The sequence below is a fragment of the Paractinoplanes lichenicola genome, assembly GCF_016785085.1.
GTDB classification, from domain to species: Bacteria; Actinomycetota; Actinomycetes; order Mycobacteriales; family Micromonosporaceae; genus Actinoplanes; species Actinoplanes lichenicola.
Genome location: NZ_JAENHO010000011.1, coordinates 267723 through 283527, shown reverse-complemented (window position 1 = coordinate 283527; position 15805 = coordinate 267723). Strand labels below are relative to the sequence as shown.

The following is a 15805-nucleotide window of genomic DNA, read 5'->3' as shown; positions in this document are numbered from 1 at the left end:
GGCATCACTGGTCAAGGATGCATCGAGGGGACCGCGAGTCGGGCGTCGAAGCGTATGGTGCCGCCGGAGTCGAGGAGGGCGTCGACCGTCAGCCGGGCGTCCTGGCCGGGCTGGAGATCGGCGACGGCGAGGGCGAGGCGGTCGCCGACCCGTGCGACCGTAAGAGCCGCGGGGCTTGCAACCGTCTCCCGCCACCCGGAATCAGCGGTGCTTGCTCTGGTGACGCGCCACTCGCGGATGAGGCCCACGGAGCGGCCGGCGCAGAGGTGAACGAGCGTGACGGGGCCTGGTTCGGCCCACAGTCTCAGCGTGTGCCCGGCGTTGGTGGCGACGGCCGAAGTCTTGGCGGGGCACGGCCCAGCGGCGGTCGGCGCCCATGTCCCGGGGCGCGTTCCGAGGAGTGCGGTCACGCAGATCGCCAAGAGCGCCGCGGCCATCGTGGCGATGACCAAGCCCGCGCGGCGGCGAAGCGTCACGCGCGTCCGAGGGCGGGACCGGACTACCAGGCCGCCGTTGACGTGCCGGACCGCAATTGGCGCCCGTCGTGCCCTGGCCTGCCGGCTTCGTGCATGACACCGCTGCCGAGTGGCCTGCTGTTCGTCCCCGTCTTCCACTCGGAAGTAGTCGCTCGACGCGACGCGGAAGTTCCAGGTCACCCGGCGTGCTGGTGGCGGCGCTCCCGGTAGGCGCGGGTTTTGTGGCGGTTGCCGCACACCCCCATCTCGCACCAGCGGCCGCGGCCGTTGCGCGAGGTGTCGTGGAAGGCCCACCGGCAGTCGGGCGCGTCGCAGAGCTTGACCCGCTTCCAGTCGCCGCGGGCCACGCTCATCGCTACTGCTTCGACGATCCGGTCGAGCCAGGGCCGGCCGGTGGTGGCCGACAGCCGCAACTCGCCGCTGCCGAGATCGGACGTGAGGTGCACGGGATAGCCGGCCAACGCTATCGCGTCACCGTCGAGCGCTGCGCGCAACGCAGTGCGCAAGGTGATGGCCGCGTCCAGGTCGGCCGAGCCGAGATCGCCCGACATGTCAGGGCCGGCCGCGTGCCGATCGGCGGCGTGCTCGTTGGTTGCGTTTGACGTTTCGGCGGGGTGAGGGCTGGCTTCGTGCGCAGGTGGTGGGCGAAGTTGCGCATTTGGCGGGCTGGCTGCGTTCGGGTTGGCCTTAAGTGCCGGGTGCTCGATCGCACGCGCCGCTACGCGCTGGCTTTGGTGTGCGTTGGTTGCGCGGAGGTGCTCGTTTGCGTCGTCGGCTGCGTTTGGGGTGGCCGGATGCGTGCGACTTGCGGGCGCTTGCGAGCTGCGGGCGACTGTGTCGGCGGTGGCGGCCAGCCAGTCGGCGAGGGCCTGCGGGGAGGTCAGTTTCTCGGCGCTTTTGTGGTTCTCGCCGTGCCGGCGGAACGTGCGTTCGTCGAGCGTGTTGAGGAAGTCCACGACCAGGTCCAGATCAGCCACGACACCATCGTATCGCTTGAACGGTGTTTGACTCGGCCGCAACACCGGTATTAGCGTTCGGTGGTGTCGAGTCACAACTGAGGAGGAACCATGCTGAACGTCTCCGACGCTGACCTCGAGGATCTGCGGGCCCGGTTGCGGGCGACCCGGTGGGCCCAGCAGTGGCCGATCGCCGGCTGGGAGGCCGGGTTCGACGGTGACGAGCTGCGCCGCCTGGTTGAGTACTGGGCGTCGGCGTACGACTGGCGCAAGCACGAAGCTGCGATCAACGCGCTGCCCCACGGGTCTGCCGAGATCGACGGGCAGGGCGTGCACTATCTGCGGTTCGACGCCGAGCGGGAGGGTGCGTTGCCGCTGCTCGTGGCGAACGGCTGGCCCAGCTCGTTCCTGGAGCTGGTCGGGCTGGCCGAGCGGCTGTCGGCACCGTCGCGGTTCGGGGGTGATCCGGCGAATGCCTTCACCGTCATTGTGCCGTCGCTGCCGGGCTACGGCGTTGCGCCGCAGCGAGCAGCGATCGACGGTCCGCACACCCATGACCTGTGGCATCGGCTGATGAGCGAAGCGCTCAACTTCGAGCACTACGGAGTGCACGGTTCGGACATCGGCGCCGGGGACGTCATCCGGCTCGCGCAGGCCTATCCGGGTGCGCTGGCCGGCATGCACGTGCTCGACATCGCCGACCCGGCCGAGTGGGATCCGGCGTCGCTGACCGACGAGGAACGCGCATATCTGGACACCAAACGGCAGTGGCACGCGGCCGAGGGTGGCTACTCGCACGAGCAGGGGACACGTCCGCTCACCCTCGCGCAGGGGTTGTCCGACTCGCCGTCGGGGCTGCTCGCCTGGATCGGCGAGAAGTATCGGACGTGGAGCGACGACCCGGCCAAGTTCAGCGACGATTTCCTGCTCACCCAGGCCTCGCTGTACTGGTTCACCGGCGCGATCTCGACGTCGTTCCGGCCGTACTACGAGCGCCGCCAGCAGCTGGTGCCGCCGATCGAACGGGTCGAGGTGCCGACGGCGCTGGCCCTGTTCCCGGCGGACATCCCGGGCGGGCAACCGCGCAGCTGGGCCGAGCGAACATACAACATCGCTCGCTACACGCGCATGCCACGCGGCGGCCACTTCGCGGCGTACGAGGAAACCGAACTCCTGGCCGAGGACATCACCCAGTTCTTCCGCACGCTCCGGTGACGGCGGGGTAGTACGGGCCGGAGTTGGTCGAAGCCGCCCGACCCAGTCCTCATCGCGCAGACCACCCCCGCTCGAGTCGTCCCGTATGGCGTCGGGGTGCGGCCGCCTGCTGGCGCAGGCGCTTCTCGACGAGCCGGGATGTGCGTGCTTGCGGTCTCGCACACGCGCTGACACTGGCCAATATTGGGGATCATGCCTGTGCTTGCGGTGTTCTTGCGCATGCGGTGGTGACTGCGGAACTGCCGGCCGGTGTTGGGCGTTCGTCCAGTGCTTGCGGTGTTCTTGCGCATGCGGTGGTGACTGCGGAACTGCCGGCCGGTGTTGGGCGTTCGTCCAGTGCTGGCGGTGTCCTTGTGTATGCGGTGATGACTGCGGAACTGGAGGCCGGAGTTGGGCGTTCGTCCCCGTGTTTGTGGTGTTCTTGCACACGCGCTGGTGGCGGCGGGAACTCCTGGCCGTTGGCGGCCGACCATCCGGTGTGAAGACTCCGGTTGTGGTGGGTTCGGCTGCGGGGGCGGCCGGTGTGGTGCTGGTGGCGGCGCTTGCTCTCGGCGGTGCGGTGGATGCGGAGGCGCTGCCCGGCATCCCGTCGCCGGGGCCGGTGACCGAGTGGGCGCTGCCCGTGTTCACGCTGGTCGGTGAGGTGCTGGGCGTGCTCACGGTCGGGCTGGCCGTCACGGCCGCGTTCCTGCTGCCGGGCGACGGGCGCAGTGTCGCCGCGCACGGCTGGGTGCTGTTGCGCCGGGTCACCTGGCTGGCCGTGGCCTGGGCGTTCACCTCGGCCGCGGTCGTGTTGCTGACCGTCTCGGACATCCTCGGCATCCCCGTGAACAATCTGAGCCGCCAAGTGGCCGTCAGCTTCGCGTTCTCCATCTCGCAGGGGCAGGCTCTACTGCTGCAGATCGGGCTCGCGCTGACCGTGGCCGTCCTTTCGCGCGCGGGCCTCTCCCGGGGGACGGCCGCGATCACGGCCGGGCTGGCGATGGTGGCACTGCTGCCGCCGGCGTTCACCGGGCACGCGGCCGGCGCCGGCAACCATCAGATCGCAGTGAGCAGCTTGGCCCTGCATGTGCTGGCCGCCGCGCTGTGGGTGGGTGGGCTCGCGGGCCTCCTCCTGGTCCGCCGTCATCGCCGTTTCGCCGAGACGGCCGCGCGCTACAGCCGGCTCGCGCTGGCGTGCTTCGTGGCCACGGCGATCAGCGGCACCGTCAACGCCGGAATCCGGTTGGGCTCATGGGACGCGTTGTTCGGTTCCCCGTACGGGTTGATGGTGCTCTTGAAGGTCTTGGCCCTGCTGGCCGTGGGCGCGATCGGGGCCGTGCACCGAACGCGCACTTTGCGCGCCTCGACGACGTTCATGTTCGTGCGCCTCGCGGCCGGTGAGCTTGTCGTGCTGGCCGCGGCGATCGGTCTGGCCGTGGCGCTGTCACGCAGCCCCACGCCTGTGCCCGAGGGCCTGACCGAACCCGACCCGCTGGTCGAACTGCTCGGTTTCGCGATGCCCGGCCCGCCGACCGCCCGCGACATGTTCGCGCATCCGCTGCTGGACATGTTCATCCTGACCGTGGTGGCCGTCGGTATCGCCGCTTACTTGAGCGGAGTTGCGCGTTTGCGCAGGGCCGGCCACTCCTGGCCGATCGCGCGCACCGCATCGTGGGTGGGCGGCATGCTGCTGCTCGGCGCGATCACCGGCCTGGGGATTGCGCGCTATGCGTACGTGTTGTTCAGCGCGCACATGGTGCAGCACATGGTGTTGTCCATGGCCGTGCCGATCCTGCTCGTTTGTGGCGCACCGATCACTCTCGCTCTGCGCGCTCTGCGCCGCCCGGCCGACCCGCAAGTGCGCGGCGTTCGTGAGTGGTTGTTGCTCGTTTTGCACAGTCGCGCAGCCCGGTTCCTGAGCCACCCTGTCGTCGCGCTCGTCATCTACGTGGCCAGCCTTTACGGCCTCTACATGGGCAACTTGCTGGGCACGCTCATGCGCTACCACCTGGGTCACCTGGCCATGCTCGCGCACTTCGTGCTAGCCGGTTACCTGCTCGTCTGGGTCCTGATCGGCACCGACCCGGGTCGCCGTCGCGTGCACCCGGCACTGCTCACAGTTGTGCACTTCCTGGCCATGGTCGCGCACGCGTTCTTCGGCTTCGTACTGCTGCAGTCGACGACGGTGATCGGGGCCGGTTGGTACACCGCCGTCCACCCGCCGTGGGCCGCGTCCCTGCTCGACGACCAGCATCTCGGCGCGGCGCTGGCCTGGGCGTTCGGCGAGCTCCCGGCGGTGGTGGTGATGCTCATCCTCGTACGGCAATGGATCCGCTCGGACGAACGCGAACAGGCTCGCCTGGACCGGGCCGCCGACCGCGCCGACGCCTCGGGGGAGGAGGACGAATTGGCCCGCTACAACGCCTTCCTGGCCGACGCCGCAGCCAAGGAGTCCGCCCGCCGCGACTAGCCAGGTCGTCTACGAGCGCCATGGCGGTGACGCAGGTGGGTCCCGCCAGGCTCTGGACCAGTGCCTGGCGAGTTCCTGGCGGCGTGGCGGCTGGGTGGCTTGGTGGCGGGCTTGCGTGGCGGCGCGGTCGTGTGGCGGCGTGGCAGCACGGTCGCATGGCGGCGAGGTCGCATGGGGGGGGCGTGGCCGCGCGGGGCGGGGTGGCGTGACGGGGCGGTGGCGTGGCGGCGTGCGTGCGCGGTCGCGTGGCGGCGTGGCAACCCGGTCGCATGGCGGCGAGGTGGTGGCGGCGTGGCCGTGGGGAGGCGGGGCGGCAGGGTCGCGTGGCGGTGGGAATCGTGGGGGTGGAGGCCGAACCTGCGCGCGTGATGGTCGAGTGTGGTGGTTCGGGGGCTGGCTTGTCCCTCGTACGGGAAGGCTTTGGAGGTCTTTAGCGATTTTTTGGGGCGGCGCGTCAATCTGGCGGGCATGAGAAGCCGAGTGGTTCTGGTGTCCTTGGTGGTCGCGCTTTCGATGACGGGTTGTGCGAGTGTGTTCGACGACATTCCCGACGCGAACGATGCCATGCCTACCGCTGCGCCGGCGCCGAAGTGCGGGGACGACACGGTGGAGGCTGTTGCGCAGAAGATGACTTCGGATGCCGTCGAAGTCGTCGAGGTGATCGGGGACTGCACGATTCTGTCCATCGGGACGTCGCTTGGGGGAACGGACACGGCCGAAGCGCGCGAAGTGTGCAACGTCGCGGCCGAGGTGGCGTACGTGGGGAAGATCAAGGCGATCAGTGTGAACGGGTCGGAGAACAGTGAGCTGGCCACGGGGCTCAAGGGGAAGCCCTGCGTGTGAGGGCCGGCTGAAAAAGTTGTGCGCGGCCGGGAACTTCCCGGGCCTCGTCAGGGACCAACGCATCGCAGTCCCCAACGAGGAACGGACATCATGCGAAACACTCTCATCGCGGTTGCGGCGCTGGCCGTGCTCGGTCTGACCGGCTGTGCGAAAAGCGACGACACGACCACCGCCGCGGGCGGGACACCGGCCCCGGCGCCCTCGGCGACGGCCGCCGCGGGCACGCTGACGATCAAGGATCCGTGGGTGAAGGCCTCCGCGGCGGGCACGATGACGGCCGCGTTCGGCACGCTGGTCAACGACACCGGGGCGGACATCACGATCACCGGGGCCGAATCGCCGGCGTCGCCGCTGGAGCTGCACGAGATGGCCATGAAGGACGGCAAGATGGTCATGCAGCCGAAGGAGGGCGGCTTCGTCATCAAGTCGAAGGGCACGCACGAGCTGTCGCCCGGCGGCGACCACCTGATGCTGATGAAGCCGAAGGAGGCCATCGAGCCGGGCGACGAGATCACGTTCACGCTCAAGCTGGCCGACGGCTCGACGGTGCCGTTCAGCGCGATCGCCAAGCCGTTCGCCGGCGCCGAGGAGAGCTACGCGCCGGGCGAGCACGGCGCGTCGGGCATGCCGATGGGGAGCATGGCTCCGTGACGACCCGGCGCCACTTGCTCGCCGGGGGAGCGGCAGTCGCCGGTCTCGGCGTGGCGGCGGGCGCCGCGGTGGTCGCCACGACCGGCCGGGGCGTGGCCCCCGCGCCGGTCGCGGAGGCGGACGCCGTGGCCCTGACCACGGGCACGGCCACCGTGCCGTTCCACGGCCCCCGCCAGGCCGGCATCGCCGAGGACCCGCCCGCGCACGCCGCGTTCGTCGCGTTCACCCTGCCCGGCGGCACCGACCGGCGGGCCCTGGCCCGGATGATGCGGCTGCTCACCGACGACGTCGCCCGGCTCACCCGGGGCGTGCCGGCGCTGGGGGACACCGACGCGACCCTGGCCGTCCTGCCGGCCCGGCTCACGGTGACGTTCGGTTTCGGCCCCGGCCTCTATCGCGCCGCCGGGCTCAAACCGCCGATCGCCGACCTGCCCAAGTTCCGCATCGACCGGCTGGAGAGCCGCTGGTCGGGTGGCGACCTGCTGCTGCAGATCTGCGCCGACGACCCGCTGACCGTCGCCCACACGCAACGCATGCTCATCAAGGACACCCGGCCGTTCGCCGCCGTCCGGTGGGTGCAGCAGGGCTTCCGGCGCAGCCCCGGCGTGCAGGCCCCCGAGCACACCCAGCGCAACGTGCTGGGCCAGATGGACGGCACCGCCAACCCCCGCGGCGCCGAGATCGACCCCGCGGTGTGGAACCCGGATGGCTCGACCACGCTGGTGGTGCGCCGGATCCGGGCCGAGATGGAGACGTGGGACATCCTGGCCGTGGCCGACAAGGAGAACGCGGTCGGCCGGCGGCTGGAATCGGGCGCACCCCTGAGCGGTACGCACGAGCGCGACGAGCCGGACTTCGCCAAGCTGGACGACTCCGGGCTGCCCGCGATGCCGGACTTCTCGCACGTCACCCGGGCCCGCGTGACCGATCCCAAACTCAAGATCCTGCGCCGTCCGTACAACTACGACGGCGCCCCGAACGCGGCCGGGCACCCCGATTCGGGTCTCATCTTCGCGTCCTACCAGCGGTCGATCACCGAGCAGTACCTTCCGATCCAGCAGCGCCTGGCCGAGAAGGACCTGCTCAACGAGTGGATCACGCCGATCGGGTCGGCCGTGTTCGCCGTCCCGCCCGGCTGCGCCGAGGGCGGCTGGATCGGCGAGCAGGTGCTGGGGTGAGACGCGTTCTGGTCGCCCTGGCCGCGGTGGTGGCGGTGCTCCTGCCGTCGTCCCCGGCGTGGGCGCACGCCCAGCTGCTCTCCTCGGCGCCGGCCGCGGGGGCCGCCCTCGCCGCGTCGCCGGCCGTGGTCACGTTGCGCTTCAGCGAGGAGCTCAACCCGTCCTTCATCACGATCGTCCTCAGCGACGCGGCCCAGCAGCGGGTGCCCGCCGGTGCGCCGGTGGTGGCGGCCGCGACGGCCACAGTGGCGGTGGACTCCCCGGTCGAGAACGGCGCCTACACGGTCGCCTATCGGGTCGTCTCCAAGGACGGGCACACCGTGCAGGGCTCGTACGCCTTCACGGTCGGCTCGGTGTCGTCGGTCGCGCCCACCCCGGTGGCCGTCGCCGTGAGGGAGTCGAACGGGATCCCGACCGGCGTGCTGATCGGCCTCGGCGTGGTGGGTGCCGCCCTGATCGGGTTGGCGGCCTACTTCGCGCTCACCGGACGGCGACGGGCGCCGGTCGAGTAGGGACCCGTCGTGTTGAAGCATCTCAGGACGACAGTGGGGTCCAGTCGGCGATCCGGCGCGCCTCGTGGCGCAGTGCCGTGCGGACCGCCGCGGCCGGGGCGGGCAGGGCGCCTATGCGGGCCAGGGTCATCGAGCGGCCGGTCCAGTCCGGGTCGTCGACCTCCACGCAGGTGACCTCGGCCGGCAGCGACTGGGCGGCCAGCCGCGGGACCGTGGTGATGCCCAGCCCGGCGGCCACGAAGCCCAACCGCGTCGACCAGTCGCCCAGTTCGGCCACCACGCGCGGGCCGGCGAGGGTGGGCCACGGCCCGAACTGGGGTTCGCCCCGGGCGCCCCGGCCGGCGATCCAGCCCTCGCCGGCCAGGTCGGTCACCGCGACGTGGCGGCTGCGGGCCAGGCGATGCCGCGCCCCGACGGCGAGCAGCAGCGAACCGCTCGGCAGTTGCTCGAGCTCGATCCCGGTCAGGTCCCACTCCGGCAGGCCCGCGCCGACACCCAGGATCGCCAGGTCCAGCCGGCCGGCCCGCAGCCGCCGGATCTGCACGGGCGTCGACGATTCCAGGAAGTCGATCTCGACGGCTGGGTAGTCGGCGCGCACCCGGGCGATGGTCTGCGGAACCAGCCGCATGGCGGTGGCCGGGAAGCCGCCCAGCGCCACCCGGCCGTCCAGCGGCGCGTCGACGGCGGCCAGCTCACGCGAGGCGGCGTCGAGCTGGTCGAGGATGGTGACCGCGCGGGCGGCGAGCCGGGTGGCGGCCGGGGTCGGCTCCACGCCGCGCGGCCCTCGGCGGAACAGCTGGGTGCCCGCGGCGGACTCCAGCGTGGCGATCTGCTTCGACAGCGCGGACTGCGTGAAGCCCAGGCGCTCGGACGCCGCGGTCAGCGAACCGGTCTCCAGCACCGCCCGCAGGGCCCGCAGCAGCTGCGGGTGCACATCCAGACTCATGCCATCAAGGAATACCTGATCTGACGATCATTCGCTGGTGGCATGCCGGAAAGCGAGCCAGGCTCGAAGCATGTCCAAGATCTGGTTCATCACCGGTACGTCCAGCGGGTTCGGCAAGCTGTGGGCCGAGGCGGCCCTGGAGCGCGGCGATCGCGTCGTCGCGATGGCCCGCACCGTCAAGGCGCTCGACGACCTCGTGGAACGGTTCCCGCAGACGGTCCTGCCGCTCGAGCTCGACGTCACCGACCGGGAGGGGGTCTTCGCCGCCGTCGACTCCGCGGTGCAGCGGTTCGGCCGGCTCGACGTGGTGGTCAACAACGCCGGCTACGGGCACTTCGGCATGGTCGAGGAGCTGACCGAGCGCGAGCTGCGCCAGCAGCTGGAGACGAACTTCTTCGGCGCGGTCTGGGTGAGCCAGGCCGTCCTGCCCGTCCTGCGCCGGCAGCGCAGCGGCCACCTGCTGCAGGTGACGAGCGAGGGCGGCGTGCGGGCCTATCCGGGCATCGGCGCCTACCACGCCTCGAAGTGGGCCCTGGAGGGGCTGACCGAGTCGCTGGCCCAGGAGGTCGAGTCGTTCGGCATCCACGTCACGTGTGTCGAGCCCGGCCCGTACGCCACCGACTGGCTGGACCGTGGCTCCCGGCGCAGCGCTGAGCTGCCGGACTACGACGAGGCTCGCGCCGCGGCCGAGTTCGACGTCGGCGACCCCGCGAACACCAAGCCGGTGATCCTGCAGCTGGTCGACGCCGAGCAGCCGCCCCGGCGGCTCATCCTGGGGCGGCTGTTCCCGGTCATCGAGGCCATCTACACCGAGCGGCTGCAAACCTGGCGCGACTGGCAGCCCGTGTCGGAAGCCGCGTTCTAGCGAGGACCCGCCGGCGCCGGGGAGACCGGGATCTCCGGGTGCCGGTGGCCCCGCCACGCCCCGGCCGCGATGTCGACCAGCAGGAACGCGGCGAGGGGGATGCCGAACAGCGGCACCACCCAGGCCAGCCCGAACACCACGGGAACGCCGGCGACGATGCCCCAGGCCGGCATCCGCAGCCAGGCACCGCGGCGCGGCGGGGCACCGGCCAGGGCCCGGGTGGGGCGGCGCTGCCACCACATCCGGTAACCCCAGACGATCACGGTGAGCAGCCCGAGCGCGAGCAGGGCCAGCACGATCTGGTTGGCCAGGCCGAACAGCCGGCCCATGTGCGCGGAGACGCCGAGGCTGGTCGCCTGGGCCAGCAGGGGATAGTCGGCGAATTCGCTGCGGTCCACCACGGCCCCGGACGCGCCGTCGACGGCGATCCTGTCCTTGCGTACGGGAATGGTGTCGTCGTTCTGCGCCACGGCCCACGCCGTCGTCGCGTCGGCGGGCACAGTGAGCTCGAGCGGTCCGTCGAGGCCGTTGTCCCGCCCGGCCTGAACGATTGAGTCGACGGTGGCCGGGTCGAAGGTGGCCGTCCCGCTGGCGCCGCCGTGATGCCCGCCGCTGGGCGCCGCGACACCGGTCGACAGTTCCGGCGTACGGGAGTCGAGGGCGTCGAGGGCCGCGCCGAAGTTCTCGCCCGCATAGCGCGACCACGTCAGCCCGGTCGCCGACAGGAACAGCAGGCCCACGCTCAGCCAGACGCCGGTCGCCGCATGAAAACTGCGCGTTCGCCGTACGCCTTTGCGCGCTTTCAGCTCGGGAGTGAGCATTTTGCGCGCGCTGCGTTGCCGCCGCCACCAGAGCGCGAGCCCGCCCAGCGCGATGATCGCCAGCCAGCTCGCCGCGAACTCGGAGTAGTGCCGCCCGAGGTCGCCCAGCTGGAGGTTGCGGTGGAAGTCGTCGAACCAGGTCATCAGCGGCGTGTACGAGAACCAGGTGGTGAGCCGGCCCTTGACCTCGGCCGTGTACGGGTCGACGTAGACCGTGTGCTGCCGGTCGTTCTCGAGGCCGGGCACATTGAAGTCGACCTGCGTGGTGGCGTCGCCCTCGCCGGGGCGGATCGTCGCGATCGTGCCGTCGGGGTGCGCGGCCTGAGCGGCGGTGATCTGCTCGGAGAGTGGCCGCGGGGCGCCGTCCGTGGCCGCCACAGTCAGCTCGTGGCCATAGACGAGCTGGTCGAGCTGCGGGGTGAGCGTGTACGCCAGGCCGGTCAGCGCGGCCACGAACAGGAACGGCGCGACGAAGATGCCGGCGTAGAAGTGCAGGCGTAACAGCAGTGGGCCGAAACTGCGCGTTTCGCGCGTGCTCTGCGCGGGCCGGACGGCGGGCGGGGCGACAGTCGACATGGGCCACCTCAGGGCGGGGAACACGGTCGCTGCTTTGGTCGCCCGCCGTCCGCGGAAAGTTCCCGCCTAAGCGGCCGACGCCACCTTCCAGAGGAAGCCGTCCGGGTCGGCGAAGTAGCCGAAATAGCCGCCCCACTGCGCGGCCTCGGCCGGCTTGACGATCGTGCCCCCGGCCGCCGCGGCCCGCAGCAGCACGTCATCGACCTCGTCCCGCGTCTGCACGAGGTGGTGGAACGAGACGGCCCGGAAGCCGCTGCCCTCGGACGGGACGCCCGCCTCCTGCGCGGTGGCCTCACGGTCGTACAGGCCGAGGTTGGACGACCCCTCGCCCAGGCTGAACATGGCGAAACCGGGGTAGTCCTGGACGATCGTCGCCCCCAGGCCCTCGCCGTAGAACTTCTTGGCGCGGTCGAGGTCCTGCACTCCGAGCACGATGGCGTTCGCTGCGAGTGTCACGGTCATTCCTCCGTACGGGATGGGTGTGTGCCTTCATCCCTCTGACGTAGCGCATCCCACAGGTGTGACGGCGGCCCTCGGAACCGCGCTGACCACCGCCTAGACTGCGCGACGTCAAGTGACGGTTGTCGGAAGCCGGTGCAAGCCCGGCACGGTCGCGCCACTGTTACTCGCCGGGTCTGTCAGCCGGGCGGGGAGTCAGACCCGGCCCGTCACTCACCCTGACCCACGGGACGCGACGCTCCCAGGAAGGTATCTGTGACCCTGCCTGCCCGGCTCCGGCTCGCCGCCGCATGCCTGCTCCTCACCGCCCTGACCGCCTGCTCCGGCGGCAGCCCCGCGGCCACCGGCGACTCCCTCGCCGTCGCCCTGCAGTTCCCACCCCGTTCCGCGTACGCCTTCGACGCCGACGACGGCGCACTGCTGATGACCCTGGGCGTGGCCGAGACGCTGACCACCGTCGACGAGAACGCGCAGCCCGCGCCGGGACTCGCCACCGAATGGACACCAACGAGCAGTCCGCGCACATGGCGGTTCACGTTGCGCGCGGGCGTGACGTTTCATGACGGCACTCCGCTGACCCCGGACGCGGTGGTGACCGCATTGACGTACATCTCGACGGTCACCGCGCCGCCGCGGGCTGTGCGCGACATCGGCTTCACTGTGCGCGCTGACGGTGCGGACGCCGTGCTGATCAGCACGAAGGAGCCCGATCCGGTTCTGCCCCTGCGGATGAGCAGCGGCAACCTCGGCATCCTGGCGCCCTCGGCGTATCGGGAAGGCGCAGCGCCGGCGGTGACGAGAACAGCCACCGGGCCGTACGTGTTGACCGAGGTGAACGGCGCCGACTCGGCCACGCTCTCGCGCAACGATGCGTACTGGGGTCCGAAAGCGGGCGCGGCCAAGGTGACCGTGCGTTATGTGACCGATCCGCAGAGCCGGGCGCTGGCCCTGCAATCCGGGGACGTGCAGTTCGCCGAGGGGCTGCCGCAGGCCTCGATCGCGCAGGTCGAGTCGGCCGGCGCGTCGGTGCAGTCGTATCCGGCCGCGCGCACTATCGAACTGCTGATGAACCAGTCGGCCGCGCCGTTCGACGATGTGCGGGTGCGGCGTGCGGTAACGGCCGCGCTTGACCGGCCCACCCTGGCCGCCAAGGTGCTCGGTGGTGCGGCCACGCCGGCGTCCGACCTGTTCGGCTCGGCCGTGCCCTGGGGTGCGACCGCCGCCCCGCCCGCCGCCGACGTGGCGACGGCCAAGCGGCTGCTCGCCGAGGCGGGGAAGAGCGCATTGACCGTACGGTTGTGGACGTTTCCGAATCGCCCCGAGATGCCGGTGCTGGCCAGTGCCATCCAGGCCATGCTGGGCGAGGCCGGGATCAAGGTGGAGGTGACCGTCGGTGACTACGCGGCCCATGAGCCCAAGATCCTGGCCGGGCAGTTCGACATGTTCCTCAACTCGCGCAGCTACCTGTCCGACTTCGCCGACGCCGCGAGCGTGCTCACTTCGGACTACACGTGCCAGGGTGGCTACAACATCGATCACTTTTGCGCACCTTCGTTCGACAAGCTGATCGCAGGCTTGTCGCGCACGACCGACGTCGGTGAACGGCAGAAAGTGTTCGCTCAGGCCGCGAAGATGCTCACCGAACAAGCAGTGGGCGTCATGATCGTGCATCCGAGCAACAGCGCCGGCTCGCGCGGGGCGACCGGCTTCGTCCCCGACCCGCTCGGCGTCCAGCCGGTGCTGCCGAAACTGCGCCCGGCCGGGTGACCCGGCTGCTGCGGCGGCTCGCCCTGCTGCCGCTGATCCTGCTGGCCGCGACGGTCCCGGTGTTCGCCCTGCCGCGCATGACCGGGGCCGACACGGTCCGCACGGTGTTGCGCACCCGCACCGCGGCCGAGGTGCCCGACCCGGCCACGCAGGCCCGCATCGCCGCCGAGTTCGGCCTCGACGGCAGCTGGGCCGAGCAATACCTGCGCTGGCTCGGCGCGGCCCTGCGCGGCGACCTGGGGCTGTCGTTCATTTCCCGTACGCCGGTCGGCCCCGCGGTCGGCGACGCGCTGCTCGTCTCCGGGGTCCTCGCGGCGCTCGCGCTCGGCCTGGCCGTCGTGCTCGGCGTCCCGGCCGGCGTGTACGCCGCGCGCCGCCCCGGCGGCCCCCTCGACCGGCTGCTCACCGGGGCCGGCCTGGTCGGCGTGTCCGTGCCCGAGTTCGTCGTCGCCCCGGTGCTGGTCCTGGTGTTCGCCGTGTACGCGGGCTGGCTGCCCGCGATCGGCTGGGACGGCCCGGCCCACGCCGTGCTGCCCGCGCTCACCCTGGCCGTCTACCCGGCCGCGCTCGCCGCCCAGCTCGTGCGGGCCGAGACCATCGCCGTCCGGCAGCTGCCGCATGTGCGCACCGCCCGGGCCAAGGGGCTGTCGCCGGGCCGCGTGCTCTGGGTGCATACGGCCCGGCTGGCCACCACGTCCGTGCTGTCGCTGTCCGGCATGTTCATCGCCGGGATGATCGGTGGCTCGGTCGTCGTCGAGGTCGTCTTCGGCATCCCCGGCCTGGGGCGGCTGCTGCACGAGGCCGTCCTGGCCCAGGACCTGCCCGTGATCCAGGCCGGCACCCTGGCCGTGCTGGCGATCGCGCTGCTCACCGGCGTGCTCGCCGAACTGCTGCAACTGCTGCTCGACCCGGCGGCCCGATGAGACGCCGCTGGCTGGGGCTCGCTTCGCTGCTGGTGGTGGTGACGGTGGCGGCGCATTTCTTGCTGCCCGGCCCGTTGGCCGTTGATTACTCCGCCATCCTGGCCCCGCCGTCGCTCGGCCACCCGCTCGGCACCGACCAACTGGGCCGCGACGCCGCCGCCCGCCTGCTCGCCGGCGCCCGGCTCACGCTCGGCCTGACCGTGGCCACGCTGCTGGTCACCGCGCTCTTCGGCACGGCTGTCGGCATGCTCTCCGGCTACGCCGGGGGACCGCTCGGCCGGGTCGTGCCGCGCATCGCGGACATGCTGGCCGCCCTGCCGACCATCCTCGTCGGCCTGTTCGTGGCGGCCGCCCTGGGGCCCGGCCTGCTCTCGATCGTCGCCGCCGTGTGCCTGGTCGGCTGGACACCGTTCGCCCGCCAGGCCTACCACCTCACGGTTCGCGAATCCGCCCGCGACTACGTGGGAGCCGCCCGTACGCTCGGCGCGGGCCCGCTGCGCCTGCTGATCCGGCACATCACCCCCAACATCGCCGGCCCGCTGCTGGCCCACCTGTTCCTGCGCTTCGCGGGCACGCTGCTCACGGTCTCCGGCCTGTCCTTCCTGGGGCTGGGCGTGCAGCCCCCGGCCCCGGAGTGGGGCTCGATGGTCGCCGAGGGCCGGGCCTACCTGTTCGGCGCCCCGCATCTCGTGCTGGCCCCGGCCGCCGCCGTCATCCTGACTGCCACCCTGACCACGCTCGTGGGCCGCCGCCTCGACCCGGACCGAGGCTCACCCTGACGCTGCCGTTGTCACGGCCCAGGCCGCTCGTGTCTCGGCTTGAGCTGGCCCGTGCCTCGGCTCTCGACATGGGAGGGCGTGTCTCGGTTCGGTATGCCGCGTCTCCGCTCTGCAGCGTCCTGCTTCTTCGTGTGAAGGGGCGGCGGTGCGGATTTGCGCATGCGGGTTCGAGGCGTGGTCGTAACCGCAGACACCGGTCACCAGCTGCGCCCGGGTGGGGTGCTGCCCCCGGCGGTGCCGCTTGTTTGCAGCCGGTGGTCGTGGCGGCCTGTGGTTCAAGCGTTGGCGATGACTCGAGTTGGTCTTGGCCGTGGCGGGCCGGCCGTTGCAAGGGCTTGCGGAGGTTGTGGCGGCCGAGGTGCTGCTCAGGTGGCGTCGGAGGTGCC

General features: G+C 71.4%; 14 protein-coding genes. 10 read left to right on the top strand and 4 right to left on the bottom strand.

The window, feature by feature from the left end:
• Positions 1–652: 652 nt before the first annotated feature.
• The gene (locus JKJ07_RS50420) at positions 653–1453 is read right to left on the bottom strand and encodes a CGNR zinc finger domain-containing protein (RefSeq protein WP_307834562.1); all 801 of its coding nucleotides are present in this window, start codon (positions 1451–1453) and stop codon (positions 653–655) included.
• 90 nt (positions 1454–1543) lie between these two features.
• On the opposite strand from JKJ07_RS50420, the gene JKJ07_RS35050 reads away from it, so the two are divergent.
• The 6 genes from JKJ07_RS35050 (at position 1544) to JKJ07_RS35025 (ending at position 8283) form a co-directional block, all read left to right on the top strand.
• Complete coding sequence (locus JKJ07_RS35050; RefSeq protein WP_202996244.1) at positions 1544–2647, top strand: epoxide hydrolase family protein; 1104 nt, start codon at positions 1544–1546, stop codon at positions 2645–2647.
• Positions 2648–3125: 478 nt separating this feature from the next.
• Positions 3126–5099, top strand: coding sequence for a bifunctional copper resistance protein CopD/cytochrome c oxidase assembly protein (locus JKJ07_RS35045; RefSeq protein WP_307834561.1), 1974 nt, complete (start codon positions 3126–3128; stop codon positions 5097–5099).
• Between the two features lie 468 nt (positions 5100–5567).
• Complete coding sequence (locus JKJ07_RS35040) at positions 5568–5942, top strand: hypothetical protein (protein WP_202996242.1); 375 nt, start codon at positions 5568–5570, stop codon at positions 5940–5942.
• 90 nt (positions 5943–6032) lie between these two features.
• Complete coding sequence (locus tag JKJ07_RS35035) at positions 6033–6593, top strand: copper chaperone PCu(A)C (RefSeq protein WP_202996241.1); 561 nt, start codon at positions 6033–6035, stop codon at positions 6591–6593.
• Positions 6590–7771: a Dyp-type peroxidase gene (locus tag JKJ07_RS35030; RefSeq protein ID WP_202996240.1), complete on the top strand. Its 1182-nt coding sequence runs from the start codon at positions 6590–6592 to the stop codon at positions 7769–7771. Before JKJ07_RS35035 ends, JKJ07_RS35030 begins: the two co-directional genes overlap by 4 nt.
• Positions 7768–8283: a copper resistance CopC family protein gene (locus tag JKJ07_RS35025; protein ID WP_202996239.1), complete on the top strand. Its 516-nt coding sequence runs from the start codon at positions 7768–7770 to the stop codon at positions 8281–8283. The genes JKJ07_RS35030 and JKJ07_RS35025 overlap by 4 nt, the downstream gene beginning before the upstream one ends.
• A gap of 22 nt (positions 8284–8305) precedes the next feature.
• Here JKJ07_RS35025 and JKJ07_RS35020 read toward each other — a convergent pair whose 3' ends face one another.
• Entirely contained in the window at positions 8306–9229 is a 924-nt protein-coding gene (locus tag JKJ07_RS35020; RefSeq protein ID WP_202996238.1) for a LysR family transcriptional regulator, read from the bottom strand.
• Positions 9230–9299: 70 nt separating this feature from the next.
• Between JKJ07_RS35020 and JKJ07_RS35015 the strand changes: the two genes are divergently transcribed.
• A complete protein-coding gene (locus JKJ07_RS35015; protein WP_202996237.1) occupies positions 9300–10094 on the top strand; it encodes an SDR family NAD(P)-dependent oxidoreductase in 795 nt (264 codons plus the stop codon).
• On the opposite strand, the gene JKJ07_RS35010 is transcribed toward JKJ07_RS35015, so the two are convergent.
• Together JKJ07_RS35010 and JKJ07_RS35005 are read right to left on the bottom strand one after the other, a co-directional pair.
• Positions 10091–11491 carry a PepSY-associated TM helix domain-containing protein gene (locus tag JKJ07_RS35010; protein ID WP_202996236.1) on the bottom strand — a complete coding sequence of 467 codons (1401 nt, stop codon included), beginning with the start codon at positions 11489–11491 and terminating at the stop codon, positions 10091–10093. The two genes, JKJ07_RS35015 and JKJ07_RS35010, sit on opposite strands and share 4 nt — an antisense overlap.
• Before the next feature lie 66 nt (positions 11492–11557).
• Complete coding sequence (locus tag JKJ07_RS35005; protein ID WP_236030396.1) at positions 11558–11953, bottom strand: VOC family protein; 396 nt, start codon at positions 11951–11953, stop codon at positions 11558–11560.
• A 252-nt stretch (positions 11954–12205) separates the two neighbouring features.
• On the opposite strand from JKJ07_RS35005, the gene JKJ07_RS35000 reads away from it, so the two are divergent.
• The 3 genes from JKJ07_RS35000 to JKJ07_RS34990 are packed head-to-tail and all read left to right on the top strand — an operon-like array spanning position 12206 to position 15419.
• Positions 12206–13717 carry an ABC transporter substrate-binding protein gene (locus JKJ07_RS35000; protein WP_202996234.1) on the top strand — a complete coding sequence of 504 codons (1512 nt, stop codon included), beginning with the start codon at positions 12206–12208 and terminating at the stop codon, positions 13715–13717.
• Positions 13714–14640: an ABC transporter permease gene (locus tag JKJ07_RS34995; protein ID WP_202996233.1), complete on the top strand. Its 927-nt coding sequence runs from the start codon at positions 13714–13716 to the stop codon at positions 14638–14640. Before JKJ07_RS35000 ends, JKJ07_RS34995 begins: the two co-directional genes overlap by 4 nt.
• Positions 14637–15419: an ABC transporter permease gene (locus JKJ07_RS34990; protein ID WP_202996232.1), complete on the top strand. Its 783-nt coding sequence runs from the start codon at positions 14637–14639 to the stop codon at positions 15417–15419. Before JKJ07_RS34995 ends, JKJ07_RS34990 begins: the two co-directional genes overlap by 4 nt.
• Positions 15420–15805 lie beyond the last annotated feature (386 nt).